Genomic DNA, 25641 nt, shown 5'->3' on the forward strand with positions numbered 1-25641 from the left:
TGGCGCCTGTCTCACGCCGTCAGCACGCCTGCGCGATACGTATTGCGCCCATCCTGCTTGGCCTGGTACAGCAGCACGTCGGCCCGCTGCAGCAGCACGGCGGGAGAAATGTCTTCGTCGCGGTAGAAGGCCAGGCCGATGCTGGCGGAAATGCGCACGCTGATGCCGTCGAGTTCGAACGGCTGCCGCATGGCGGCGACGATTTTTTCGGCCAGCACGGCCGCGTCGTCGGGGCGGGCGATTTGTTCCATGATGATGGTGAATTCGTCGCCGCCCAGGCGGGCGATGATGTCGGTGGCGCGCATGGTTTGCGTCAGGCGCTGGGCGAAGGCGCGCAGCAGGGCGTCGCCCGTGCCGTGGCCGTGCGTGTCGTTGACGGGCTTGAAGCGGTCGATATCCATGTACATGACGGCCATCAGGCGCTGTTGCTGGCGGCTGGCGTGCATGGCGTCGCTGAGTTTCTGCTGGAAGCCGGCGCGGTTCGACAGCCCCGTCAGCGCGTCGACCTGGGCCAGTTTCAGCAGGCGCTGCTTTTCGCGCTTTTGCACGGTGATATCCTGGCGCATCACGTGAAAACCCACCACCTGCAGCTTGTCTTCGCCGATCTGCGGGATGTAGATCACCTCCATGCAGCGCTCGATGCCTTCCTTTTCATCTTCCTCTTCAAAACTCAGGGTTTCGCCGGCCAGCACGCGCTCGATATATGGCGCCACTGTGCCGTAGCGCGCCTCGCCCACGGTGTCGCGCACGCTCTTGCCCAGCACCTGGCGGCCCGTCAGGCCGAATTCGCGTTCGTACGCGATGTTCAGGAAGCGGTAGACCTGGTCGGCGTCGATGTAGGCGATCATGGCCGGCAGGGTGTCGGCGATGGTGCGCAGCCGTGCTTCGCTTTCCAGCAGCGCCACTTCCGATTCGCGCAAGGTGGTGATGTCGTCCAGGCTGCCCACGTAGCCTTCGATGCTGCCGTCGATGAGGATGGGGGCAATTTTGACGGAGACCCACCAGCCTGCCTCGCGCCGTCGCGCTGCAGGCAGCGCAGGGTGGACTGGAATGGCGCGTGGCTGCGCGTGAGCTGTTCCAGCGCCACGTGCATCAGCGGGTAGTCGTCCGGGTGCAGGGCGCTGGTCCAGCCGGCGCCCAGGGCGGCTGCGCGCGGCAGGCCCGTGATGGCTTCGAAGGTGCGGTTGACGTAGGTGCAGCGGCGCTGGCGGTCCAGGCGCACCAGCCCGAGCGGCGAGGCGTCGTTGACGGCGGCCAGTTCGGCCTGTTTCTGGCGCAGTTCCAGTTCCTGCTGGCGGCGCTGCGAGATATCCTCGGCGATGCACAGGATATGTTCGACCTGCTGGCGCTCGTCGAACACGGGCACGGAGACGGCGCGCAGGTAGCGCAGGCTGCCGTCAAGCAGGCGCAGCGGCTTTTCCGTATGGTCGATGACGCCCCGTTCGGCCAGGATGGCGCGGTCGTCCTCGGCGTCGTGCAGGCCAAAGCCGGGCGGAAAGGCCTGGCAATCGGTCTTGCCGATGACGTCGGCGGCCAGGTGGCCGGTGATATCCTCGGCCGCCTTGTTCCACACTTCCATCCGGCCGAAGTTTTCCGGGCGCGCGCTTTTCACGTAGACCAGCACGGGCAAATGGTCGATCAGCGACTGCAGGAAGCTGCGGTTGTCCTGCAGCGCCAGTTCGTCGTGCTTGCGCGCGCTGATGTCGCGCGAGGTGACGGCCACGCCGTCGGCGATCGGCACCACCTGGTGGCGCAGCCAGCGCGTGCCGCCCGAGGCCAGTTTCAGCTCGAATTCATCTTCCAGCGGCTGGCCCGTTTCCATCACCAGCACGAAGCGCTTGAAAAAGCGCTCGCCGCGCAGCAGCGGCACGCGCGGCAGCACGCGCTGGCCCAATAGTTCCGAGCGCGGCTTGCCCAGCATGTCGGCGGCCCGCTCGTTGACGTCGGCGAAGATGAAGTCTTCCACCGGCTTGCCCGGCGCGGGGCGCCAGGCTTTCAGCAGCAGCACGGCATCGAGGCTGCCCTGGTGCGCCGCGCGCAGCAAGGCTTGCGTTTCCGTGGCCTGGCGGATGCTGCGGCGCAGGCGCGCGCTCTGGCGCATCAGCAGGGCCGTAAAGCCGGCGATGAGCACGCTGGCGGCGAGCAGGGCGCCGACATACGCCAGGCGGCGGTGTTCGAAGCGGGCCAGGGCGACGGCACTGCTCACGCCCACCACGGCCAGCAGCGGGTAGCGCGGCAGCTCGCGGTAGCTGTAGATGCGCGCCGTCGCGTCAACGGGCGGCTCGATCAGCAGTTCCTCGGGCGCGTGCTGCGGCGGTCCCGGCATGCGGAAGTCGATGCGGTCGCTGAGGATCAATTGCTCGCCGATGCGCCCCACCGTCAGGCCGCTGTCGCGCGCCACCAGCATCAGCGCGCCCTGTTCGTCGAGGTTCAGGCGGTCGTAATCGTCGACAAAATACGTGGGGTCGACGTGGATGACGATGGCGCCGGCAAAGCGGCCCTGCGCATCGTTCAGGCGGCGCGCCAGGCGGATGGTCCAGTGCTTGCTGCCCGCGTCCAGCATGGGCGTGTCGACCAGCGCCGTGTCGGACGCATTCGCGGCCAGCGCCCTGAAAAACGGCTGGCTGGCCAGGTTTTCCGGCAAATACGCGTTGGCGCTGTCGATCACGTCGCCGTGCGCGTCGACCAGCGCGATCGGCAATGCCAGCTTCGACGGCAGCACGCTGTCGAGCAGGCCCTGGCGGCGCGTGAATTCATTCAGGCGCAGGGCGCCGTCCGTTTCCTCGTATTTGAGCTTGAACAATTGCGTGGCGTGATCCGTCTGGCGCAAGGTGAAACTGGTGTGGTCGGCCAGGGTACGCGCCAGCGACTGGCTGACGGCCACGGCGTCGCGCACGGCGCTGGCCCGCTCCTGGCCCACCTGGTACAAGACGGCCGCCCACAGCGCCAGCAGCAGGATGAGCGCGAACAGGGGCACCAGGCTGAGACGGTACAGGCGGCGGGCAAGGTTGCAGGGGTTGCAGGGGTCTTGTTATCGCTATCACGGGCGCTTGCAGGCTAGATTGATGAAAAGGGGAACGTGGAGGAGCGGCGTGGCGCGCATGATAGCCGAATCGGCCCGCTTGCGCTGCGCCCTGTTGCTGCTCCCCACCGTCCGTTCGTAGTCTGTCGCTGATCCTATTCTGCGTTAATTCTGCGTTAAATCAAACATGCGTGGCGCTGCGCATGCTAAAAAAAGCGCCATGCTGCCGGCACGGGCGTGGCGAGTGGCAGAAAAAGTACAATTCGGCTTGCATCCTCATTAAAATGGTGGCTTCTTCCTCCCATATCGAAAGTTGTCATGCAGAGTAAAAAGCCCGACGCGGCAAGACTGGACAAGATCGTGGCCGAAGCGCGCCGCGCCGCCGACCAGCGCGAGAGCGGCTACCGCGAGCGCTCGCTGAAGATGTATCCGTGGGTGTGCGGCCGCTGCATGCGCGAATTTACGCGTGCCAACGTGCAGCAACTGACGGTGCACACCACCGCGACCATAACCACGACAACAATCCGCCCGATGGCAGCAACTGGGAACTGCTGTGTCTGTATTGCCACGACAATGAGCACTCGCGCTACCTGGAAGCGGATCGTGGCGCCGGCCTGCTGTCGGCCGAGGTGGCGCCCGCCACGCACAATCCGTTCGCCGCGCTGGCGGGCCTGATCAAGAAAAAGGACTGAGCGGGCCGCGCCGCTTTCCCATGCGCATCCTGCTGACCGAAGACGACCCGCAGCTGGGCCGCGCCACGCAGATCGGCCTGGAACAGGGCGGCTATGCCGTCGACTGGGTCACGAGCGCCGAACACGCGCACACGGCCGTGCGCCTGCACGACTATGCCTGCATCCTGCTCGACCTGGGCTTGCCGGGGCAGGACGGCATGCAGGCGCTGGGCGTGCTGCGCGACAACGGCTACAGCGGCGCCGTGCTGGTCGTCACGGCGCGCGACCAGGTGGGCGAGCGCATCGCCGGCCTGGACGCGGGCGCCGACGACTTCATCGTGAAACCGTTCGACCTCGACGAGCTGGCCGCCCGCATCCGCAGCGCCTGCCGCCGCGCCGCGGGCCGCCTGCGCGAGCACCTCGTGCACGGCGACCTGGTGCTTGACATCGCGGACCGGCAGGTGACGCAAGGGGGCGTGCCCGTGACCTTGACGGTGAAGGAATTCCGCATCCTGCAACTGCTGCTGGAACACGGCGGACGCGTGCTGAGCCGGGAACAGCTGGAAAAAAACCTGTACAGCTGGGGCGGCGAGGTGGAAAGCAATGCCGTGCAAGTGCACATCCACCACCTGCGCAAGAAGCTGGGGCGGGACTTGATACGCACGGTGCATGCGATCGGCTATTGCATTGATAAAGCGCAAACGGCTTGATGAAAAAACGGGCTACCCTGAGGCAGCCCGTTCGATGTTGACACGGATGACGCCTTACATCATCAGACCTTACATCATCAGAAATCCACGCTGGCCGACAGCCACAGACGGCGCCGTCCAGGCTGTTGACGTAGCGGTTGGCGTAGTTCAAGGCCGGTGCGCGGTACGGCTGGTAGTCGATGAAGTCCTTGTTGAGCAGGTTGTACACGGCCGCGTTCAGGGTGACGCGCTGGTTCAGCTGGTAACTGCTGCCCAGGTGCAGCATGGTGTAGCCCTTGTAGTCGCCCAGCGCGGCCTTGGCGGCGCGCGTGGAAGCCGAGGTGCCTGGATCGCGGAAGCGCTCGCTGCGGTACTCGGCGCGCAGCCAGCCATTCCATGCGCGCGAGATATCCCAGCTCAAACGGGCGTTGACGGCGTGCTTGGGCGTGTCGCTCAGGGGTTTGCCCGCATTGCTGCCGCTCTTCTGTTCGCTTTCCGTGTACGTGTAGTTGGCGCTGGCCGACAAGGTTTTGCCCAGCGGGAAGCGCGTGTTCAGTTCGACGCCGCGGGTGACGGCCTCATCCACGTTGACCGATTGGCCAAACGCATCGACGTTGGGCCAGTTGCCGAAGCTGACGCAGCCGGGACGGTTCGGCGACGGACGGTAGCTGCAGTTGACGAGGCCCGTGCCCGTCGTGATCTTGTCCTTGAATGTATTGTTGAACACGGTGCCGCTGGCGGTCCAGCCGGCCAGGTTGTCGAAGTACGCGCCGATTTCTGTTGTCGTGCTCGTCTCCGGCTTCAGGTTCGGGCTGCCGACGAGGGGAATCGTGCCCTGGCCGCCGAAACCGTTGATGCCTGGCGACAATTGTTCCACGCGCGGCGTCTTGTAGCCCTTGCTGACGCCGCCCTTGACGGTCCAGCTAGTCGTGGCGTTCCACACGGCATACGCGCGCGGGCTGGTCTGGCCGCCAAAGATGCTGTGATCGTCATAACGGGCGCCGAAGGTCAGCGCGAGATTCTCCAGCACCTGCCATTCGTCTTCCAGGAACAGGGCTTTTTGCGTGAATTCGAATTTTTTCGGCGCCACGCCGTCCGTCATGTCCGCTTTCCACCATTGCGCGCCAACGGTCGCCATGTGTTTGCCCAAAGGCATGACCAATTTGGTGTCGAACACCTGGCTTTCCACTTCCAAGGTGCGCGCGCTGCCGGCGACGGCGCCCGGCGTGCCAGGCGGAATCGTGCGACCCAGGGTTTCCGTCTTGTTCACCATGTAGCTGCTGTCGAGGGTGCCGAAGCCGAAGCGGCCCGTGTGCGACAGGGTCCACTGGTCGCGGTTGTATTTCTGCTCGGGACCGTAGCCGCCCTGCAAGCCCAGGGTGCCCAGCTGCTTCTTCGAATTGTCGTAGGTCTGGCGGCCCGCGTCGGCGTCGAGGATGACGGTGTGGTGGCGGTTTGGCGTAAAGGCCAGGCGCGCGCCGAAGTTGGCTATGTCCGCGCGCACAGGATTGGCGCCCATGTTCGGGGTGACTTCCGCACCGGCCGCGTCGCTGTAGCGGATGTCGGCCGCGTCGCGGCGCTGCTTGCTGCCGCGCAGGGATAGGCCCAGCAGGTCGGTGGCGATGGGGCCGCTCAGGTAGAAGCGGCCGCTTTTCACGTCGCCGAAGTCCGATTCCTGCTGCACGGTGTAGTCGGCCGAGACGGAGCCCATCCATTGCTTGCCCACCTTGCGCGTGATGATGTTGATCACGCCGCCCATGGCGTCCGAGCCGTACAGGGTCGACATGGGGCCGCGGATGATCTCGATGCGCTCGATGGCGGCCAGCGGCGGCATGAAGCTCGTCTGCGTGCCGCCGAAACCGTTCGGCGTGACATTGCCGGCCGCGTTCTGGCGGCGTCCGTCGATCAGCACCAGGGTGTAGTCGCTGGGCATGCCGCGGATGCTGATGTTCATGCCGCCCGTCTTGTCGCCCGCCGCGCCCACGTCGATGCCTTCCACGCTTTCCAGCGCCTGCGTCAGGTTGCCGAAGCGTTCCTTCGACAGTTCTTCACGCGTCAGCACCGTGATCGAGGCCGGCGCCTGCTTGATGTCCTGCTCGAAACCGGAGGCGGAGACGACCACTTCCGGCATGCTGGCAGGCGTGCCCGTCTGGGCGTGGGCCGGCAGCCAGGACAGGGCGGCGAGCGCCAGGGCAAGCGTGGTGGGGCGCGGCAGGCGCGCGCGGCGGGGGCTGTGGGACATGCAAACTCCTGGAAGGTGGATTAGTTATTGGTCTGTATTGTTTGAGTAATGGGAATCATGAAAGCAATAAGAATCATTTACAATTACGGGCATGGCTTTCCCAAAAATATTTCGCTCCGGATCATGCGCAGAAGTTCTTAAGAGATTCTTAACTGCCGGCGGCGGCGTGCACACCTGGTCGCTGCGGCGCACCCTGCTGGCCGTGCTGCTGGGGCTGACCCTGGCCCTGTGGGTGGGCAGCGCCGCCATCGTGTACGTGGAAGCGCGCCGCGAAAGCCAGGAGCTGTTCGATCAGTCGCTGACCGAGACGGGACATTTGCTGCTGTCGCTGGTGGAAAAGGACGTGCGCGAACACGGCTTGGCGGGAACCATCGACCTGCCGTTGCGCGGCCAGCGCAATCCCCACCAATACCTGCTGTTCAAGGTGCGCGACGCGCAGCAGCGCGTGCTGTACCGCAATGACGCGGCGACCGACATCGCCCTGTCGCGCAGCGCGCCCGACGGCCTGTCGTGGACCACGATAGCCGGCCAGCGCTGGCGTCTGTTTTCGCTGTGGGATCCGCAGCGCAGCCTGCAGCTGCTGGTGGCCGAGCCGACCAGCCACCGCGACGACATCAGCCGCGGCTTCTTTTACCGCATCGCGCTGTTCGGCCTGCTGCTGGTGGCGCTGGCCACCGTCGCCATCTGGTGGAGCATCCACCGCGTGTTTCGCGTGCTGCAGGCGTGCGCCGAGGAAGTCTCGGCGCGCACGCCCGATGAGCTGGCCGACGTCAGGCTGGCTGGCGCGCCCACCGAGCTGCATCCGCTGCTGCAGGAAATTAACCGCCTGTTCGGCAGGGTGCGGCACAGCCGCGACAATGAGCAGCGCTTCACGGCCGACGCGGCGCACGAGCTGCGCGCACCCCGCTGGCCGCCATCAAGACGAATCTGCAAGTGCTGCAGCGGGCCCGCAGCGCGGACGAGCGCGAGGAATTCATCGCCGCCCTGGGCGCCAGCGTGGAGCGCGCCACGCGCCTCGTCAACCAGCTGCTGGCGCTGGCGCAGCTCGATCCGCAGGCCCTGGAGATGCGGCTGGCGCCGGGCGACCTGGCGCACCTGCTGGCGCAGCAAGCCGCGCCCTGGCAGGCGCTGGCCGCGCCGTACGGACTGGCGCTGAGCGTGCACATGGCGCCGGCGCCGTGCGCGCTGCATGCGGACGGCCTGCAAATGCTGCTGCGCAACCTGGTCGAGAATGCGCTGCGCTACACGCCGGCGCCGGGCGCCGTCGAGATCAGCTGCGGCGTGGAAGCGGGGCGCAGCTACCTGCGCGTGGCCGATACGGGGCCGGGCATCGCCGAGGAATGGCACGCGCGCGTGTTCGAGCGCTTTGTGCGCCTGGTGCAGGTGGAAAGTGCGACGCAGCTGCCCGGCAGCGGGCTGGGGCTGTCCATCGTGCGCCGCATCGCCGAGCGGCATGGCGCGGACATCGTCCTGGGCACCGGCTTGCAGGGCAGGGGGCTGGCCGTGACGGTGGTGTTCCCCGCCGCGTAGCGTGACAGCGGGCTGGGCGATCCGGTAGCGATAAATCGTACAAGGCGCGTCCGGAATGCGGTATCTTTCTGTTATGCACAGCCCAGACAAGCCCATTCCTCCAGACCTCCCCCCGCTACCGCTGGCCGCCGCGCGCGCCCTGCACCTGGCCGCGCAAGGCTTGCTGCAGGCGCGGCGTAAAAAAGCCGTGAAGGCCGACGTGCTGGCGGCCATCCGCCAGATGGGCGTGCTGCAGATCGACACCATCCACGTGGTGGCGCGCAGCCCGTATCTGGTGCTGTGGAGCCGGCTGGGAGATTATCCGCAACCGTGGCTGGAGCAATTGCTGGCCGAGGGCGCGCTGTTCGAATACTGGGCGCATGAAGCCTGCTTCGTGCCCATCGAAGACTATGGCCTGTACCGCCACCGCATGCTCGACCCGGCCGCCATGGGCTGGAAGTATTCCGTCAAGTGGATGGCCGAGCAGGGCGAGGCCGTGGCTTCGGTGCTCGACCACATCCGCGCCAACGGCGCCGCGCGCTCGGCCGACTTCGAACGCACGGATGGCCAGGCGGGCGGCTGGTGGAGCTGGAAACCGGAAAAGCGCTCGCTCGAAGTGTTGTTTACGTCGGGCGTGCTGATGATCGCCAAGCGCCATCAGTTCCAGCGCTATTACGACCTGGCCGAGCGCGTGCTGCCGGGCTGGCACGACGGCTTGCTGCCGCCGGAAGAGCAGGTGCGCCGCCATTTGCTGCTGGCCAGCGTGAAGGCGCTGGGCCTGGCGCGGGCCGGCTGGATCAGCGATTATTTTCGCACCAAACAGTCACGCGCCAGCCTGGCGCACGATCTGCAGGCGCTGGTGGACGAAGGCGCGCTGCTGCGCTGCACGGTGGACGGCTGGCTGGACGCCGTTTACGTGCATGCGGATCATGGGGAGTTGCTGCGCGCGGCGGCGGCCGGCAAGCTGGCGCCCACCCTGACGACGATCTTGTCGCCGTTCGACCCCGTCGTCTGGGACCGGCGCCGCGCGCTGGAACTGTTCGGTTTCGACTACCGGCTCGAATGCTACACGCCCGCTGAAAAACGCCGCTATGGCTATTTCACCCTGCCGATCCTGCGCCGCGGCGCGCTGGTGGGACGGCTGGACGCCAAGGCGCACCGCGCACTGGGCCGCTTCGAGATCAAGTCGCTGGCGCTGGAAGAGGGCGTGCGCCTCAGCTCCCGCCTGGTGCAGGACGTGGCCGGCGCCGTGCGTCGCCTGGCGCTGTGGCACGCGTGTCCGGAGATTGATATTGCGCAAGCGCAGCCGGCGCTGTTTGGTGTGCAGCTGGCCGCCGCCCTGCACGACGGCGGCGCTGCCGCAAGGCGGGCCGCATGATGCTGCCGCCTGCCCCGCCCGCGCTGCTCGACGCCGAGGGCGTGCCCCATTTTGGCCGCTACACGGGGCAATTGAGCGCCTTCGACTGGGCCGCGCTGGCGCCGCCGCACGCGCGCGGGGCCGTCTGGCGTTTGTTCCACCACAAACGCTGGCATTACGTGGCCCTGTCCACGCCCGCCGTGTTCTGCGGCGTGGCCATCGTCGACCTGGGCTGGACCAGCACGGCGTTCGCGTATGCCTTCGACCGGCACAAGGGCAAGATCGTGGCCAGCTTTTCGCAGGATGGCGTGCCGGGCTTGAGCGCCACGGTGGCGCCGCACGCGGGTGCCAGCAGCCGTTTCCGCTTCCTCTCGCACCTGATCCGCATCGAGGCGCGGCAGCAGCAGCGCTACCGTTTGCGGCTCGATTGCGGCCATTTCGGCATCGATGCGGAGTTCGGCCCGCCCGTGGCGCCCACCCTGCTGGCCGTCGGGCCCGTGGGCGAGGGCGGTTCCGTGCACGCGACGCAAAAGTCGGGCGGCCTGCCCCTGTGGGGCACGGTGCGCTGCGGCGCCATGGGCTACAGCCTGGACGACGGCGTGGCCAGCTTCGATTATTCGAACGGCTTGCTGGCGCGCGAGACGGAATGGCGCTGGGCCTCGGCGCACAGCCTGGACCTGGGTTTCAACCTGCAAGCCGGCTATTTCGGCGCGCACGAAAACGCACTGTGGCTCGATGGCCAGCTGTATCCGCTGGGCCGCGCGCATTTCGACTTCAATCCCGACAACCCGCTGGCGCCGTGGCACGTGTGGACGGACGACGATCTGCTCGACCTGCACTTCAAGCCGGAAGGGGCGCGGCGCGAGGACAAGAACCTGTGGATCGCCGCCAGCCGCTACATCCAGCCCATCGGCACCTTCAGCGGCTGGGTGCGCGCCAGCGCCGAGTCGCCCAAGCGCATCGTGGCGCAGCTGGCGGGGGTGACGGAAAGCCACCGCTCGCGCTGGTAGGCGCGCGCGGTTTTTTCGTGAAACGCTTTGCAAAGTCAAATTTTTTTGGCAACGCATCCTATACACTGGCGCAGCCACTCCGGCAATCCCGCTCCGGCAATCCATGAGGCCAGAACATGAGTATCCGTAATCTCGACAAGCTGTTCAAGCCGGCCTCGGTGGCCCTGATCGGCGCCACGGCGCGCGAACGCAAGCTGGGCGCCATCGCCCTGTACAACCTGCTGGGCGGGGGATATCAAGGCGAGATCTGGCCCGTCAATCCCAAGTACGACGAGCTGATGGGCCTGAAATGCTACCGCAAGCTGGCGCACTTGCCGAAGGCGCCGGATCTGGCCATCATCTGCACGCCGCCCGCCACCATCACGGCGCTGATCCGCGAACTGGGCGCGCTGGGCACGCGCGCGGCCATCGTCATGACGTCCGGCCTGGACCCCGTGCGCGAGCAGTCGCTGCGCATGGCCATGCTGAAGGCGGCCAAACCGCATCTGCTGCGCATCCTGGGACCCAACAGCATGGGGGCTGCTGGTGCCGAAACTGGGCTTGAACGCCAGCTTCGCCCACGTGGGGGCAACGGCCGGCAAGATCGCCTTCGTGTCGCAATCGGGCGCGCTGGTGTCGGGCGTGCTCGACTGGGCCAACGCGCACGGCGTGGGCTTTTCCAAGTTCATTTCGCTCGGCGCCAGCTACGACATCGATTTCGGCGACCTGCTCGATTACCTGGCCGGCGACATCGACACGGCCGCCATCCTGCTGTACATGGAAGATATCCAGGCGGCCCGCAAATTCATGTCGGCGGCCCGCGCGGCCGCGCGCAGCAAGCCCGTCATCGTGCTGAAAGCGGGACGCGAGGCGGAAGGCGCGGCCATGGCTGCCTGGCACACGGGCGCGCTGGCCGGTTCCGACGCCGTCTACGACGCGGCCATCCGCCGCGCCGGCATGCTGCGCGTGTATTCGGCCGAAGAACTGTTCGATGCCGTGGAAACGCTCACGCACATCCGCTCGCAGCGCGGCGAGCGCCTGGCGATCCTGTGCAACGGCGGCGGCCTGGGCGTGATGGCCACCGACGCGCTGGTGGGCAGCGGCGGCAAGCTGGCCGAACTGTCGCCCGATACCGTGATCGCGCTGGAAAAGGCCTTGCCACGGGGCTGGTCGCACGACAACCCCGTCGGCTTGCCCGGCGACGCGGCCGTGCAGCGCTATGCCGACGCCATCAAGCCCCTGCTCGACGAGCCGCAGGCGGACGCCTTGCTGCTGCTGCACGCGCCCACGGCCATGGTCTCGTCGATCGACATCGCCGAAGCCGTCACGCCGCTGATCAAGGCCACTTCGCGCACGGTGCTGTCGTGCCTGCTGGGCGGCACGACCGTGGCCCCCGCGCGCCAGGTTTTTAATCGCGCCGGCATTCCCACCTACGACACGCCGGAAAAGGCCGTGCATGGCTTCATGCAGATCGTGCAATACCGGCGCAACCAGGAAACCCTGATGCAGGTGCCGGCGCAGCTGCCGATGTCGGCCACGCCGCGCCGCGCCAGGGTGCGCGAGATCGTCGCCGCCGCGCTGGCGGCCGGCCAGACGGTGCTGGGCGAATGCCGCTCGAAAGAGATTCTGGCCGCTTACGGCATTCCCGTGGCCACCACGCGCATGGCGGCCGACGTGGAAGCGGCGCTGGCCGTGGCGGCGGACATCGGCTACCCGGTGGCGCTGAAGATCCACTCGCCCGACATCGCCCACAAATCCGACGTGGGCGGCGTGGCGCTCGACCTCGACACGCCCGACATCCTGCGCACGGCCGCCGCCGCCATGCTCAAGCGCGTGCGCCGCATGCGCCCCGACGCGCTGATCGACGGCTTTACGGTGCAGCAGATGGCGCGCCGGCCGCAATCGCATGAACTGATCGTCGGCGTCACCACGGACGCCGCCTTCGGCCCCGTGATCCTGGTGGGGCAGGGCGGCATCGCCGTGGAAGTGACGGCCGATCACGCCATCGGCCTGCCGCCATTGAACATGGTGCTGGCGCGCGACATGCTGGCGCGCACGCGCGTGTCGAAATTGCTGGCAGGCTACCGCAACCAGCCGCCGGCCGACATCGACGCCATCTGCTACACGCTGATCCAGGTGGCCGAACTGGTGGCCGACATCGGCGAGCTGGCCGAACTCGACATCAACCCGCTGGTGGCCGACGCGGACGGCGTGATCGCGCTCGACGCGCGCATCCGCTTGCAGCCGGGCCAGCAGCGCGACCGCCTGGCCATCCGCCCGTATCCGCAGGAGCTGGAAGAGCAGGTGACGTGGATGGGGCAATCGATTCTGCTGCGCCCCATCCGCCCCGAGGACGCGCCGCAGCACATGGACCTGTTCCACGCGCTGGACCCGGACGACGTGCGCCTGCGCTTTTTTACCTCGATGCGCGAACTGCCCGTGTCGCAGCTGGCGCGCCTGACGCAGATCGATTACGACCGCGCCATGGCCTTCATCGCCACGCACACGGGGCCGGACGGCAAGCCGGAAACCCTGGGCGTGGTGCGCGCCGTGGCCGACCCGGACAATATCCACGCCGATTTCGCCATCGCCGTGCGCTCGGCCCTGAAGGGCAAGGGACTCGGGCACATCCTGTTCGAGAAGCTCGTCGACTACTTCCGCAGCCGCGGCACGGAAGCGCTGGTGGGCGAGGCCATGGCGCGCAACAAGGGCATGCAGCGGCTGGTGAAAAGCTTTGGCGGCGAGGTCACGCCGTCGGAAGAGCCTGGCGTCGTCAACTTGCATATCGGCTTGCGCGCGCCGTAAAAAAAGCGCGGGGGGGCTCGCTGCGGGTTTGTGCAGGATCAAACCCATCCCTGTCGGTAGTCTTTACACTTTCACTTCCAGGATCAGATATCCAGCGTATTTTCGGGAGTGAGTGCATGCTTACGGCAACATATATATTGGTTTCCCTGTCGGTGGAACAGGCCAGCATCCGCATGAGCTTGCTGGCTTTTCAGAAATACATGCATGTGCAGTTGCGCCAGCAGAGCAGGCTCAGCATGGCGCAGCTGCAGTACGCGGGCGACTGGCTGAACCGGCTGTACCAGGGCGGCTACTGGCGCAAGGTCGAGATGTATCTGATTCCCGCCATCCGCCAGGCCGCACCGCATGCGGATGGCTTGCTCGATGAGCTCAACGGCTTGAACCACGCGGCGCTGGAAAGCATCAATGTGGTGCAGCAGGGCGCGGGCGCCGCCATCGACCATTCCGAATTGCAGGCCGAGCAGCTGTGCGCCGCCATCGACGCCTTTTGCGCGGCCCTGCTGCAGCGCCTGGAAAAAGAAGAGCGCGAACTGTTCGCGCTGGCGCGCAAGGTCATCGTGGGCGAAGCGTGGTTTGCCATCGCCTACCAGTTCCTCGCCCACGATGCGCGCGCGCAGGAAGCGCGCCGTGGCAAGGCGCAGGTGCTGCCCTTTGTTTTGCCAGCGCCTTTGCCGGCCACCGGCGGCGCTGAAACGGCAGCCGATGAGGCCGCATCCGCGTTGCCCGTGCCGCCACAGCCGCTGCGTGCGCAGGCTTGAACGGGTAGCGAGCGCACACCCCGTCAGGCGGAGTCTGCCGGCGTCGTTTTTGTAATGGTGACTGGCGAGCTGTCATAGGGAAAGATATAGGGAAAAGATTCGTTTTATTCATTTGATAACTTGTTCGGCCCTGTCCGATGCAATACCCCGGGCTTTGTTATGATGGTGGTTTTGATCCACGCGAAACCCGTCATGTTCGAATTTCTCTTCAAGCGTTCTGCCAGCAAGACTGCCGTCCCCGATCCTGTCGTGGCAGAACAGGCCGCCGCCTCGGCGCAGAGCGCATCGCGCCGTGCCGAACAGGTTGCGCGTGCCCATGCCGTGGCGGGCGACGAAGCCGCCGCCTGTGAGTTCATCCTGTCCAGCGAATTTGCCGATGCCCGCCTGATCGCGGCCGAACACGTCCATAGCTTGCCCCTGCTGGAAAAAGTCCACCATGCCATGCGCAACACGGACCGCCGCGTTGCAAAGCTGATGCAGGGCCGTATCGACCTGATCCGTCATCAGGCTGCCGAGACGCAACGCGCCCAGGCCAGCATCGATACGGCCCAGCGCCTGATGAATGATGACAAGCTGAGCCCCAACCAGGTAGCCGAGCTGGACCGCCAATGGCAGGTCATCAAGTCCACGCCCGAGCTGGCGGCCGCCTTTGCCGCGCGCGCGCGCCGCGCTGGCCGCCCGCCTGGAAGCGCAAGTGGTGCTGCAGCGCGCCGTAATCGACGCCGTGGGTGCCATGCGCGCGCTGGCCAGCAATGGCCAGTCCGCAGAAGAACTGGCCCAGTCGCTGGCCCGCCTGGACGCGGAACATGCGCAGCATGCACAGTCGCCCGAGCGCGGCTCGCTGCCGAAACACCTGGAACTTGACTTTGCGCAAGCACGCGAACAGGCGCAGTCCGTCTTGCAGGCGCTGCAGCAGCACCAGGCCGTGTTTGACGCGCGCCAGGCTGCGCTGGCTGAATGGCAGGCGCAGGATGCCGCCACCCTGGACGCCGACGCCTTGAAGCGCGCCTGGCAAGCCTTGCCGCGCCTGCCCGAATCGCCACTGTCGGACAGCTTGCAGCAGCAATTTGCGGCCCTGCTGGCCAGTGCCCCAGCGCCTGTCGTTCCTGCTGCAGACGTGGCTGCGCCAGCGCATGCGGAACCGGCGCCGCGCAAGCCGCGCCAGGAACACGCCCCCGTGTCGAAGGAAGCAACGGAGCAGTTCATCAAGACCCTCGACGCCATGGACGCGGCCTTGCAGGAAGGCTTGCTGCACGTGGCGTCCGAGCACGATAAAACCTTGCGCGATAGCAAGCATGGCCGCTTGACGCCGGCCCAGTCCGACCGCCTGGCCCATGTGCGCGCGCAATTCAAGCAATTGGCCGACTGGGCGCGCTGGGGCGGCAACGTGTCGCGCGAGGAACTGGTCAAGGCGGGCGAAGAATTGCCGGCGCAGCAATTGCCAATGGCCGAGCTGGCCAAGAAAGTGGGCAGCCTGCGCGAGCGCTGGAAGTCGCTCGACACCTTGTCCGGCCCCGCGCCGAAGTCCCTGTGGGAGCGTTTCGACGCCGCCTGCAGCGTGGCGTACGCACCGGCGGCCCAGCATTTCAAGCAGCTGGCGGAAGAGCGCCACGGCAATGCGGCCAAGGCCCAGGAACTGATCGCGGAAACGGCGGCCCTGGCGGCCGAAGAGAGTACCGACTGGAAACATGTTGCTTCCGCTTCGCAGCGCTTGCGCCAGGCGTGGACGCGCCTGGGCACCATCGACCGCAAGGAAAAGAAACGCCTCGATGCGGAATTTGGCGCCGCGCTGGACGCCCTGTCGAAGCCGCTGGATACGCAGCGCCAGATCGAGACGGCGCGCCGCGAGCAATTGATCGTCGAAGTGGGCCTGCTCAAGCCATCGGAGCGCAACACGGTCGACATGCTGAAAGCCTTGCAGGATAAATGGCAGGAACTGGCGAAAGCCCTGCCGCTGGAACGCCGCGCGGAACAGGGCGCTGTGGCAGCGTTTCCGCGCCGCCTGCGACGATATCTTCGCCCGGCGCAAGGAAACGGCCCACGCGGCCGACCACGAGCGCCGCGAACACCTGCATGCGCGCGAAGCCCTGTGCGCCAGCCTGGAAACGGCCGTCGTGCCCGAGGGCGACGACAAGGCCCGCAGCGCCTTCATCAATCACTTGCTGCGCGACACGCGCGCCGCCTGGAACGCCACGGGCCCCGTGCCGCGCGCCAGCGAAGCGAAGATCGAGCAGCGCTACCAGGCGGCTGTTGCCGGCGTGCAAGCGCAGGCGGACGCCATCGCCGAGCGTGCCGGCGCGGCCCAGGCCAACGCCTTGCGCGACAAGCTGCGCCTGGTGCAGGCGCTGGAAGCCGCACTGGCGGACGGCGGCGACGGCGCCAACGCGCAAGCCTGGTCCGAGCGCTGGAGCGCCTTGCCGCCGCTCGACGCCCAGTACGAACGCAGCCTGCAGCAGCGCTTTGCCGCCGCCCAGGCCGCCTTGGGCGAGGGCGCTGCCGCCTACGTGCGGCAATTGCAGGCCAACCAGGAGCGCTTGCTCGCTGAAGTCTTGCGCCTGGAAATCGTCGCCGGCGTCGACAGCGGCGCCGAATTTGCCCGCGACCGCCTGAAAATGCAGGTGGAAGTGCTGCAATCGTCGCTCAAATCGGGCCAGAAGCCGCTCACGCAAGTGTCGCAGCTGATGCAGCTGTGCGCGATTGCCGCCGCTACCGATGCGCGCACGGCCAGCCGCATCGAAACCCTGCTGCGCCGCATCGGAGGCCACGCCAAATGAGTACATCCGTCCGCGTCCAGCACGCTGATTTTGACTTGAGTCAAGAAATCGCACAATTGCGTGCAGGCAACCCCAAGGTAGGCGCCGTCGTCGGCTTCGTCGGCACGGTGCGCGACATGAATGAAGGGCTGGACGTGGCCGCCATGGAGCTCGAGCACTATCCGGGCATGACGGAGAAATCCATCGAAGCCATCGTGGAGCAGGCGCGGGGCCGCTGGCCCCTGTCCGGCGCGCTGGTGATCCACCGCGTGGGGCCCTTGCTGCCGCAGGAGCAGATCGTGCTGGTGGCCGTCTCTTCCGCTCACCGGGGCGAGGCGTTTGCCGCCTGCGAATTCATCATCGATTACCTGAAGACGGAAGCGCCGTTCTGGAAGAAGGAAGACACGCCCGAAGGGGCGCGCTGGGTCGATGCGCGCGACAGCGACGAGACGGCCCTGGACAAGTGGGCCGTAAAAGCAAGCGCCATTTGAAGCGAACGCGCCCCGCACCGTAGCATTTGCCAAAATGCATCAGTTTTCTGCTTTGTGTATGCTTGAAAAGTACTGCCTCACCCCAATTTGGTTAACAACTAATTAACCGGGAGCGCTTTTCATGCGACAAGACAAACTCACTACCAAATTACAGGAAGCCCTGGCCGATGCGCAAAGCTTGGCCGTGGGCAACGACAATCCCTATATTGAACCAGTCCACCTGCTGACGGCCCTGTTGAACCAGGACGACGGCGGCGCCCGTTCGCTGTTGCAGCGGGCCGGCGTCAACGTGGGCGGCCTGTCGAAGGCCCTGGGCGCGTCGATCGAACGCCTGCCGAAGGTATCGGGCACGGGCGGCGATGTGCAGGTCAGCCGCGAATTCGTGGCCCTGCTGAACCTGGCCGACAAGGAATCGCAAAAGGCGGGCGACCAGTTCGTTTCCAGCGAAATGGTCTTGCTGGCCATGACGGACGACAAGTCCGACTGCGGCAAGCTGGCGCGCGAAAACGGCCTGACCCGCAAGGCCCTGGAAGCGGCCATCGACGCCGTGCGTGGCGGCAACAAGGTCGATTCGCAAGAGGCCGAAGGCCAGCGCGAAGCCTTGAAAAAATACACCTTGGACCTGACGGAGCGGGCGCGCAAGGGCAAGCTCGACCCCGTGATCGGCCGCGACGATGAAATCCGCCGCACCATCCAGATCCTGCAGCGCCGCAGCAAGAACAATCCCGTGCTGATCGGCGAACCGGGCGTGGGCAAGACGGCCATCGTCGAAGGCCTGGCGCAGCGCATCGTCAACGGCGAAGTGCCCGAGTCGCTGAAAGGCAAGCGCGTGCTGGCGCTGGACATGGCCGCCCTGGTTGCCGGTGCCAAGTTCCGCGGCGAGTTCGAGGAGCGCCTGAAGTCCGTGCTGAAGGAACTGGCCATGGATGAAGGGCAAACCATCGTCTTCATCGACGAGATGCACACCATGGTGGGCGCGGGCAAGGCCGACGGCGCGATGGATGCCGGCAATATGCTGAAACCGGCCCTGGCGCGGGGCGAACTGCACTGCGTGGGCGCCACCACGCTCGACGAGTACCGCAAGTACATCGAGAAGGATGCCGCGCTGGAACGCCGCTTCCAGAAAGTGCTCGTCGACGAACCGACCGTGGAAGCGACGATCGCCATCCTGCGCGGCTTGCAGGATAAATATGCGCTGCACCACAAGGTGGAAATCACGGACGCGGCCATCATCGCCGCAGCGGAATTGTCGCACCGCTACATCACGGATCGTTTCCTGCCCGACAAGGCGATCGACCTGATCGACGAGGCGGCGGCGAAGATCAAGATCGAGATCGATTCCAAGCCGGAAGTGATGGACAAGCTGGAACGCCGTTTGATCCAGCTCAAGATCGAACGCGAAGCCGTCAAGAAGGAAAAAGACGAAGCATCGCTGCGCCGCCTGGGCCTGATCGAGGAAGAGATCGTCAAGCTGCAGCGTGAATACAATGACTTCGAGGAAATCCTGAAGGCGGAAAAAGCCGTGGTGCAGGGCAGCACGCACATCAAGGAAGAGATCGAGCAAGTCAAGCTGCAGATGGAGCAGGCCACGCGCGAGAGCAACTGGCAGAAAGTGTCGGAATTGCAATACGGCAAGCTGCCGCAGCTGGAAGCCCAGCTCAAGCAAGCCGACAGCGGCATCCCGAAACTCGATCCTGACCAGCCGAAACTGCTGCGCACGGAAGTGGGCGCCGAGGAAATCGCCGAAGTGGTGTCGCGCGCGACGGGCATTCCCGTGTCGCGCATGATGCAGGGCGAACGCGACAAGCTGCTGCACATCGAAGAGAAGCTGCATGAGCGCGTCGTGGGCCAGGATGAAGCGATCACGGCCGTGGCAGACGCCATCCGCCGCTCGCGCGCCGGCCTCTCCGACCCGAACCGGCCGTATGGTTCCTTCATGTTCCTGGGACCGACGGGCGTCGGCAAGACCGAGCTGAGCAAGGCGCTGGCGACTTTCCTGTTCGATACGGAAGAATCGATGATCCGCATCGACATGAGCGAGTTCATGGAGAAACATTCCGTGGCCCGCCTGATCGGCGCGCCGCCAGGCTATGTGGGCTACGACGAGGGCGGCTACCTGACGGAAGCCGTGCGCCGCAAGCCGTACAGCGTGATCCTGCTCGACGAAGTGGAAAAGGCGCATGCCGACGTCTTCAACGTGCTGCTGCAAGTGCTCGACGATGGACGCATGACGGACGGCCAGGGCCGCACGGTGGACTTCAAGAATACCGTCATCATCATGACCTCGAACCTGGGTTCGCACAAGATCCAGGCCATGGAAAGCGATGATCCCGGTGTCGTGAAGCTGGCCGTGATGGCCGAGGTACGCTCGCACTTCCGTCCCGAATTCGTCAACCGCATCGACGAAATCGTCGTGTTCCACGGCCTCGACGAGAAGAATATCGGCGCGATCGCGAAGATCCAGCTGAAGATCCTCGAAGAACGCCTGGCGCGCATGGACATGGCGCTGAGCTTGACGGACGCGGCCTTGCAGCAAATCGCCGAGGCGGGCTACGACCCGGTGTATGGCGCCCGTCCGTTGAAACGGGCAATCCAGCAGCAGATCGAAAATCCGCTGTCGAAGCTGATCCTCGAAGGCCGCTTCGGCCCGAAAGACGAGATCCGCATCGACGCCCAGAACGGCAACCTGGTGTTTACGGGGGCGCAGGTGGGGCTGGACAAGGTTAATTTACCCCAAAGGCGAAAGGCTGGGGTCGGACCCTCAGGGTCCGACCCCGGTGTTTGCGGTGGGGGTTGATTTAGCAGTAATAAGCAGGGCGGTATCAGGCTAGACCTGATGCCGCCCTTCTTGCTATCATCGTCACTATTTTCTGACTAATTTTCGGAGGCGGTACGATGGCAAACACATGGCAAGCAGGGCGGCGCATTGGAGTGGGACTGGCCTTGGCGGCGGCCGTGCTGGCATTGCCTGCGCACGCCCAGGAAGAGAAGGTCCTGAACATCTATAACTGGTCGGACTATATCGGTGACGATACGATCAAGAATTTTGAGAAGGAAACGGGCATCAAGGTGCGCTATGACGTTTTCGATAATAACGAAATCCTCAACGCGAAACTGGTGGCGGGCAAGTCCGGCTACGACATCGTCGTGCCGACGGCCCAGTGGGCGCGGTTGCAGATCGATGCGGGCCTGTTGCGCAAGCTCGACAAGAGCAAGCTGACGAACCTGGGCAACCTGGACCCGAACCTGCAGGCGAAATTGTCGAAGATCGACCCGAACAACGATTACCTGGTCGACTGGCTGTGGGGCTACACGACGGTGGGCATCAACGTCAACAAGGTCAAGGCCGCGCTGGGCGGCATGCCCATGCCCGACAACGCCTGGGATTTGATCTTCGACCCGAAATATGCGGCGAAGCTGAAATCGTGCGGCGTGTCCTTCCTCGACTCGCCGTCGGAAGTGCTGCCGGCAGCCCTGCAATACCTGGGCAAGCCCGCGTACTCGAAAACGGCTGCCGATTACCAGGAAGCGGGCAAGGTGCTGCAGGCGATCCGCCCCTACGTGACCCTGTTCAGCTCGTCAGGCTACATCAATGACATGGCCAACGGCTCCGTCTGCGTGGCGCTGGGCTGGTCGGGCGACATCAATATCGCGCGCCAGCGCGCCATCGACGCGAAGAATGGCAATGTGATTCAGGTGCTGGTGCCGAAGACGGCCGCCCTGATGTTCGACACCATGGCCATTCCCGCCGACGCGCCGCACCCGAACAATGCGCACCTGTTCATCAATTACATTTTGCGTCCGCAAGTGCATGCCAGCCTGAGCAACAAGGTGTTCTACGCGAATCCGAATCCGGCCAGCATCAAATATGTGCGCAAGGACATCGGTGAAAACAAGGCCATCTTCCTGTCCGACGCCGACAAGCAGCGCATGGCCGCGCCAGAAGCGACCACGGCCGATATCCGCCGCCTGATGACGCGCATTTATACGAAGTTCAAGACGGGAGTGTAATACGGGAGCGTAAAAACAAGGATGGCGCGAGGGACGGGCCTGTAGGCCGTCGCTGGCGCCATGCGATATTGCCGAGGTGAACACTACTCGTGGTAGCGGTCCATCAGCTTGTGGTGACTGCCGCGCATTTCTTCGATCAGTTCAAAGGCGACGAAGCCGATGATGGCGGCGAAGATGGCGATGAAGAGAAAAACGAGGAAGGTTAACATGGTCTTTCAGCCGCCGTTGGACGGCTGTCCGCTGGGTTGCTCAATGTGCCAGAGCAGCGCTCCAACACGTAGTTGATGCAATTAAACTCTAGCAGATCGGCAGCGCTTTGCAAGGCTGCCGAGTTGTAATTCTTACTAGCATTTGTCCCAGCGCACTTTTTGCGCATTTTCTGCTTCAGCTCCCTTATTTCACCACCCTTATTTCACCACTAGGTCATGCGCCATCACGGCCTTTAAATAGACGCTGATGGGGTCGCCCGGTTCGCGCTGGGAAAACCACCACGCGCTGGCCTTGCGCATTTCCCATTCCTGCTCTTCACCCGTCAGCAGCAGGGCGGCCGCCTGGCCCAGGGTGGGCTGGTGGCCGACGATGAGCACGCTTTCCTTGCCTCCGGGCCAGTTCGCCGCCTTCAGGATGTCTTCCGCCTCGGCGCCCGGTGCCAGTTCCGGCATCAGCTTGAACTTGCGGCCCAGCGCTTCGGCCGTTTGCAGGGTGCGCAGGGCGGGGCTGACGAGGATACGGCAATTTTCCGGTAGTTGCGAGGCCAGCCATTCGCCCATGCGGCGCGCCTGTTTCTGCCCTTTGACGGTCAGGGCGCGTTCCAGGTCGGGGACGCCCGGCTCCGCTTCTGCGTGCCGCCACAAGATGAGATCCATGCTGTGCTCCTCTGTGTTGAAAGTCGAAAGCTGTCTATTCGCCGACCTCCGCGCCCGGCGTGCCCAGTGTGTGCATCAGGTATTGCTGGGCGCTGAACGGCGTTTGCTTGCCGCGCGGCTTGCGGCGCGCGTAATGGCCCGTCGGCTCCAGTTCCCATGCATTCGTATTATCCTTCAAATACGGATTCAGGCCCTCGGCGATCACGCGCCGCTTCAGCGCCCGGTCCAGCACGGGGAAGGCCACTTCCACCCTGCGGAACAGGTTGCGGCTCATCCAGTCGGCGCTGGCCAGGTAGACATCGTGCGCCAGATCATTGCGGAAGTAGTAAATACGGCTGTGTTCGAGGAAACGCCCGATCACGGAGCGCACCTTGATGTTTTCCGACAAGCCCGGCACGCCCGGCTTCAGGGTGCAGGCGCCGCGCACGATCAGGTCGATCTTCACGCCATCGGTCGAGGCCGCATACAGGGCGCGGATCACGGATTCATCGACCAGCGCATTGACTTTCACGATGATGCGTCCGCGCCGGCCGGAGCGGGCGATCTTCGCCTCGTTGCGGATCGCCTTGATGATCTCGCTTTGCAGGCCGAACGGCGCCAGCCACAAATGGTTCAGGTTGTGCGGCTTGGTCAGGCTGGTGAGATGAATGAACACCTCATTGACTTCCACGGCCAGGTCCTGGTTGGCCGTCAGCAAGCCGAAATCCGTGTACAGCTTGGTTGTCGTGGGGTGGTAGTTGCCGGTGCCCAAGTGGGCGTAGAAGCGCAGCGCGCCTTCTTCGCGGCGGATGACGAGCGCCACCTTGGCATGGGTTTTCAGGCCCACCACGCCGTACACGACTTGCGCGCCGCCCGCCTGCTCCAGCTTGTCGGCCCAGTTGATATTGGCTTCTTCGTCGAAACGCGCCATCAATTCCACGATGACCGTCACTTCCTTGCCCATCTTCGCCGCCGTGATCAAGGATTCCATCAGGTCGGAGTTCATGCCGGTGCGGTAGATCGTCTGCTTGATGGCCACGACGGACGGATCGTAGGCGGCGCTGCGGATGAAGTCGATGACCGTCTGGAACGATTGATACGGGTGGTGCAGCAGGATGTCGTGCTTGGTCAGCGCGGCAAAGATGTCGTTGCCGATGGCTTTATGGGCCAGGCCGGGGAAGAACGGCGGGAAGCGCAGCTCGGGCTGCTTGACGTGGTCGATCATCTCCGACAGGCGCACCAGGTTGACGGGGCCGTTGACGCGGTAGAGGCGGCTTTGATCCAGATTAAACTGGTCGAGCAGGAATTGCGACAATTCTGGTGGGCAATTGCGCGCCACTTCCAGGCGCACGGAGGTGCCGAACTGGCGGCCCACGAGTTCGCCTTTTAACGCCTGGCGCAGATTCTTGACTTCGTCTTCATCGACCCACAGGTCGCTGTCGCGCGTGACGCGGAATTGCGAATAGGCAATCACCTCGCGCCCGGCGAACAGGTCCGAGATGTGCGCATGGATGACGGACGACAATAAACAGAAGGAGACGCCGTCGCCCGATATGTCGTCCGGCAACTTGATGACGCGCGGCAAGACGCGGGGCGCCTTGACGATGGCGATCGCCGTGCCGCGCCCGAACGCATCCTTGCCGCTCAGCGAAACGATGAAATTGAGGCTTTTATTCACCACTTGCGGGAACGGATGGGCCGGGTCGAGGCCGATCGGGGTCAGCAGGGGGCGCACTTCGCGGTCGAAATACTGCTTGACCCAGGCGCGCTGCGCCTCGTTGCGGTCGCTGTCGCGCAGCAAATGCACGCCCGCTTCACGCAGGGCCGGCAAGACTTCGCTATTTAATATCTCGTACTGGCGTTCCCCAGTGCATGGCATTCCTTGCCGATGCGCTCCAGGTTGGCCGCCAGGGCAGGGTGGCCGGCCAGCGAACCGCCGATGCTGCCGGCCGCCAGCAGGCTGGCCACGCGCACCTCGAAGAACTCATCCATGTTACTGCTGACGATGCACAGGTAGCGCAGGCGCTCGAGCAGCGGAATGTTCGGGTCTTCCGCCTGCGCCATCACGCGCCGGTTGAAAGTCAGTTGCGACAGCTCGCGGTCAAGCAGGATGCCCGATTTGGTCACTTCCGTGTGCAGTTCAGGTTTCATATTCTTTTGTCTTTGCAGATAGTTAATTCTAGCCGTATTTCATCATGTATGACGCGTTGTGAGTGTAATCATGAAATATGACGTAAGCGTGACATAAGCTGTCATAAAGCGTCGCCCGTCCTGTCATTTTTCGCGCCAAAAAGGGCGATTCCCCGGGCGTAGCCAATTATTTCAGGATTTTTTACCCATGTCATAAAGCTGTCATATTCGCTTGCTAGACTGCGCAGCATTCAACCGGGACTTTGAGCCCTAACAACCCTGAGGACTTGATATGCAAATGAAGCAAATGTTCAAATTTATCGTCGTGGGTGCTTCGGCAGCGATGGCATTTTCTTCCGCTTCCGTCATGGCGGCAGATATGACAGGTGCTGGTGCAACCTTCCCGTACCCGATCTACGCCAAATGGGCTGAGACGTACAAAGCCAACACGGGCAACGGCCTGAACTACCAGTCCGTCGGTTCCGGCGCCGGCATCAAGCAAATCAAGGCCAAGACTGTTGAATTCGGCGCTTCGGACATGCCTTTGAAGGCGGAAGAGCTGGAAGAAGCGGGCCTGATGCAGTTCCCGGCCATCATGGGCGGCGTGGTCACCATCGTCAACCTGGACGGCGTGACCCCAGGCCAGCTGAAAATGACGGGCAAGGTCGTTGGCGACATCTACCTGGGCAAGATCACCAAGTGGAGCGCTCCCGAGATCGCCGCACTGAACAGTGGCGTCAAGCTGCCGGACACGGAAATCACCGTGGTGCACCGCGCCGACGGTTCGGGCACGTCCTTCCTGTTCACCGACTTCCTGTCGAAAACCAACCCGGAATTCAAATCGAAAATCGGCGCTGGCTCGGCTGTGAAATGGGCTGTCGGCGTGGGCGGCAAGGGTAACGAAGGCGTCGCCGCCAACGTACAGCGTATCAAGGGTTCGATCGGCTACGTCGAGTGGGCTTACGCCAAGAAAAACAAGATGTCGCACACCCAGCTGCAAAACAAGGACGGCAACTTCCTGCAGCCTGACGACGAAAACTTCAAGGCAGCTGCCGCTTCGGCACCCTGGACGCAAACCCCAGGCTTCGGCGTGGTTCTGACCGACCAGGCTGGCAAGAACAGCTGGCCGATCACGGGCGTGTCGTTCATCCTGATGCATAAAGTCCAGGCTGACGCAGCCAAGGCAAAAGAAGTCCTGAAATTCTTCGACTGGGCCTACAAGAACGGCGGCCCTGCTGCCGTCGAACTGGACTACGTGCCGATGCCGGCATCGGTCGTGAAACTGGTGCAGGAATCGTGGAAAGCCAATTTGAAAGATGCATCGGGCAAGTCGATCTATTAATCCGATAGTCTGAATACAGCAATATCC

The 25641-nt window shown here is 64.5% G+C and carries 17 protein-coding genes and 7 pseudogenes; 17 read left to right on the forward strand and 7 right to left on the reverse strand.

Annotated elements, in window-relative coordinates; genetic code table 11:
* Positions 1-11 precede the first annotated feature (11 nt).
* Positions 12-947, reverse strand: coding sequence for a diguanylate cyclase domain-containing protein (locus ACQVLG_RS18170; RefSeq protein ID WP_474290516.1), 936 nt, complete (start codon positions 945-947; stop codon positions 12-14).
* Complete coding sequence (locus ACQVLG_RS18175; RefSeq protein WP_474290517.1) at positions 845-2977, reverse strand: PAS domain-containing protein; 2133 nt, start codon at positions 2975-2977, stop codon at positions 845-847. The genes ACQVLG_RS18170 and ACQVLG_RS18175 overlap by 103 nt, the downstream gene beginning before the upstream one ends.
* 476 nt (positions 2978-3453) lie before the next feature.
* Between ACQVLG_RS18175 and ACQVLG_RS18180 the strand changes: the two genes are divergently transcribed.
* Positions 3454-3714, forward strand: coding sequence for a YajD family HNH nuclease (locus ACQVLG_RS18180; RefSeq protein ID WP_474290518.1), 261 nt, complete (start codon positions 3454-3456; stop codon positions 3712-3714).
* 20 nt (positions 3715-3734) lie between these two features.
* Entirely contained in the window at positions 3735-4403 is a 669-nt protein-coding gene (locus tag ACQVLG_RS18185) for a response regulator (RefSeq protein WP_230541011.1), read from the forward strand.
* Positions 4404-4659: 256 nt separating this feature from the next.
* Here ACQVLG_RS18185 and ACQVLG_RS18190 read toward each other — a convergent pair.
* Positions 4660-6624: pseudogene (locus tag ACQVLG_RS18190) on the reverse strand (TonB-dependent receptor domain-containing protein); the annotation flags it as partial.
* Between the two features lie 91 nt (positions 6625-6715).
* Here ACQVLG_RS18190 and ACQVLG_RS18195 point away from each other — a divergent pair.
* The 8 genes and pseudogenes from ACQVLG_RS18195 to ACQVLG_RS18230 form a co-directional block, all read left to right on the forward strand.
* Positions 6716-7186, forward strand: a pseudogene (locus tag ACQVLG_RS18195) (sensor histidine kinase N-terminal domain-containing protein); the annotation flags it as partial.
* A gap of 371 nt (positions 7187-7557) precedes the next feature.
* Positions 7558-7617: pseudogene (locus ACQVLG_RS18200) on the forward strand (hypothetical protein); the annotation flags it as partial.
* 72 nt (positions 7618-7689) lie between these two features.
* Entirely contained in the window at positions 7690-8154 is a 465-nt protein-coding gene (locus ACQVLG_RS18205) for a sensor histidine kinase (protein WP_474295706.1), read from the forward strand.
* 73 nt (positions 8155-8227) lie between these two features.
* The gene (locus ACQVLG_RS18210; RefSeq protein WP_474290519.1) at positions 8228-9511 is read left to right on the forward strand and encodes a winged helix-turn-helix domain-containing protein; all 1284 of its coding nucleotides are present in this window, start codon (positions 8228-8230) and stop codon (positions 9509-9511) included.
* Positions 9508-10500 (forward strand): DUF2804 domain-containing protein, encoded by a 993-nt coding sequence (locus ACQVLG_RS18215; protein ID WP_474290520.1) that lies wholly within the window; start codon positions 9508-9510, stop codon positions 10498-10500. The genes ACQVLG_RS18210 and ACQVLG_RS18215 overlap by 4 nt, the downstream gene beginning before the upstream one ends.
* A gap of 116 nt (positions 10501-10616) precedes the next feature.
* Positions 10617-10964 (forward strand): annotated as a pseudogene (locus ACQVLG_RS18220) (CoA-binding protein); the annotation flags it as partial.
* Between the two features lie 61 nt (positions 10965-11025).
* On the forward strand, positions 11026-13284 hold the full coding sequence (locus tag ACQVLG_RS18225; protein WP_474290521.1) for a bifunctional acetate--CoA ligase family protein/GNAT family N-acetyltransferase: 2259 nt from the start codon (positions 11026-11028) through the stop codon (positions 13282-13284).
* Positions 13285-13400: 116 nt separating this feature from the next.
* Positions 13401-14042, forward strand: a complete 642-nt coding sequence (locus tag ACQVLG_RS18230) for a hemerythrin domain-containing protein (RefSeq protein ID WP_230541005.1) — start codon at positions 13401-13403, stop codon at positions 14040-14042.
* A 108-nt stretch (positions 14043-14150) separates the two neighbouring features.
* Here the strand turns inward: ACQVLG_RS18230 and ACQVLG_RS18235 are convergent, their stop codons facing one another.
* Positions 14151-14651 (reverse strand): hypothetical protein, encoded by a 501-nt coding sequence (locus ACQVLG_RS18235; protein ID WP_474290522.1) that lies wholly within the window; start codon positions 14649-14651, stop codon positions 14151-14153.
* 835 nt (positions 14652-15486) lie between these two features.
* Here ACQVLG_RS18235 and ACQVLG_RS18240 point away from each other — a divergent pair.
* The 6 genes and pseudogenes from ACQVLG_RS18240 to ACQVLG_RS18265 all read left to right on the forward strand — a co-directional run.
* Positions 15487-15735, forward strand: a pseudogene (locus tag ACQVLG_RS18240) (DUF349 domain-containing protein); the annotation flags it as partial.
* A 319-nt stretch (positions 15736-16054) separates the two neighbouring features.
* Positions 16055-16192 (forward strand): annotated as a pseudogene (locus ACQVLG_RS18245) (hypothetical protein); the annotation flags it as partial.
* 384 nt (positions 16193-16576) lie between these two features.
* Complete coding sequence (locus ACQVLG_RS18250) at positions 16577-16816, forward strand: hypothetical protein (protein WP_474290523.1); 240 nt, start codon at positions 16577-16579, stop codon at positions 16814-16816.
* A complete protein-coding gene (gene moaE / locus ACQVLG_RS18255; RefSeq protein WP_230541003.1) occupies positions 16813-17286 on the forward strand; it encodes a molybdopterin synthase catalytic subunit MoaE in 474 nt (157 codons plus the stop codon). Before ACQVLG_RS18250 ends, moaE begins: the two co-directional genes overlap by 4 nt.
* Before the next feature lie 121 nt (positions 17287-17407).
* A complete protein-coding gene (gene clpB, locus ACQVLG_RS18260; RefSeq protein WP_474290524.1) occupies positions 17408-20083 on the forward strand; it encodes an ATP-dependent chaperone ClpB in 2676 nt (891 codons plus the stop codon).
* Between the two features lie 98 nt (positions 20084-20181).
* A complete protein-coding gene (locus ACQVLG_RS18265; protein WP_474290525.1) occupies positions 20182-21297 on the forward strand; it encodes a polyamine ABC transporter substrate-binding protein in 1116 nt (371 codons plus the stop codon).
* Between the two features lie 83 nt (positions 21298-21380).
* On the opposite strand, the gene ACQVLG_RS18270 is transcribed toward ACQVLG_RS18265, so the two are convergent.
* From ACQVLG_RS18270 to ppk1, 3 genes and pseudogenes are all read right to left on the reverse strand, one after another.
* Entirely contained in the window at positions 21381-21506 is a 126-nt protein-coding gene (locus tag ACQVLG_RS18270) for a hypothetical protein (RefSeq protein ID WP_254926692.1), read from the reverse strand.
* 198 nt (positions 21507-21704) lie between these two features.
* Positions 21705-22163 carry a phosphohistidine phosphatase SixA gene (gene sixA / locus ACQVLG_RS18275; protein WP_230541001.1) on the reverse strand — a complete coding sequence of 153 codons (459 nt, stop codon included), beginning with the start codon at positions 22161-22163 and terminating at the stop codon, positions 21705-21707.
* A 34-nt stretch (positions 22164-22197) separates the two neighbouring features.
* A pseudogene (ppk1, locus tag ACQVLG_RS18280) lies at positions 22198-24293 on the reverse strand (polyphosphate kinase 1).
* Positions 24294-24564: 271 nt separating this feature from the next.
* Between ppk1 and pstS the strand changes: the two are divergent.
* Positions 24565-25614 (forward strand): phosphate ABC transporter substrate-binding protein PstS, encoded by a 1050-nt coding sequence (gene pstS / locus ACQVLG_RS18285; protein ID WP_230540999.1) that lies wholly within the window; start codon positions 24565-24567, stop codon positions 25612-25614.
* The last annotated feature ends 27 nt before the right edge of the window (positions 25615-25641 follow it).

This window comes from Janthinobacterium sp. TPC_1 (genome assembly GCF_056037845.1).

What these genes read in the sequence shown, in the direction of transcription:
- ACQVLG_RS18185 (WP_230541011.1), top strand. Translation starts at nt 3,735, where the DNA reads ATGCGCATCCTGCTGACCGAAGACGACCCGCAGCTGGGCCGCGCCACG.
- ACQVLG_RS18205 (WP_474295706.1), top strand. Translation starts at nt 7,690, where the DNA reads ATGCGGCTGGCGCCGGGCGACCTGGCGCACCTGCTGGCGCAGCAAGCC.
- ACQVLG_RS18210 (WP_474290519.1), top strand. Translation starts at nt 8,228, where the DNA reads ATGCACAGCCCAGACAAGCCCATTCCTCCAGACCTCCCCCCGCTACCG.
- ACQVLG_RS18215 (WP_474290520.1), top strand. Translation starts at nt 9,508, where the DNA reads ATGATGCTGCCGCCTGCCCCGCCCGCGCTGCTCGACGCCGAGGGCGTG.
- ACQVLG_RS18230 (WP_230541005.1), top strand. Translation starts at nt 13,401, where the DNA reads ATGCTTACGGCAACATATATATTGGTTTCCCTGTCGGTGGAACAGGCC.
- moaE (WP_230541003.1), top strand. Translation starts at nt 16,813, where the DNA reads ATGAGTACATCCGTCCGCGTCCAGCACGCTGATTTTGACTTGAGTCAA.
- clpB (WP_474290524.1), top strand. Translation starts at nt 17,408, where the DNA reads ATGCGACAAGACAAACTCACTACCAAATTACAGGAAGCCCTGGCCGAT.
- ACQVLG_RS18265 (WP_474290525.1), top strand. Translation starts at nt 20,182, where the DNA reads ATGGCAAACACATGGCAAGCAGGGCGGCGCATTGGAGTGGGACTGGCC.
- ACQVLG_RS18270 (WP_254926692.1), bottom strand. Translation starts at nt 21,506, where the DNA reads ATGTTAACCTTCCTCGTTTTTCTCTTCATCGCCATCTTCGCCGCCATC.
- sixA (WP_230541001.1), bottom strand. Translation starts at nt 22,163, where the DNA reads ATGGATCTCATCTTGTGGCGGCACGCAGAAGCGGAGCCGGGCGTCCCC.
- pstS (WP_230540999.1), top strand. Translation starts at nt 24,565, where the DNA reads ATGCAAATGAAGCAAATGTTCAAATTTATCGTCGTGGGTGCTTCGGCA.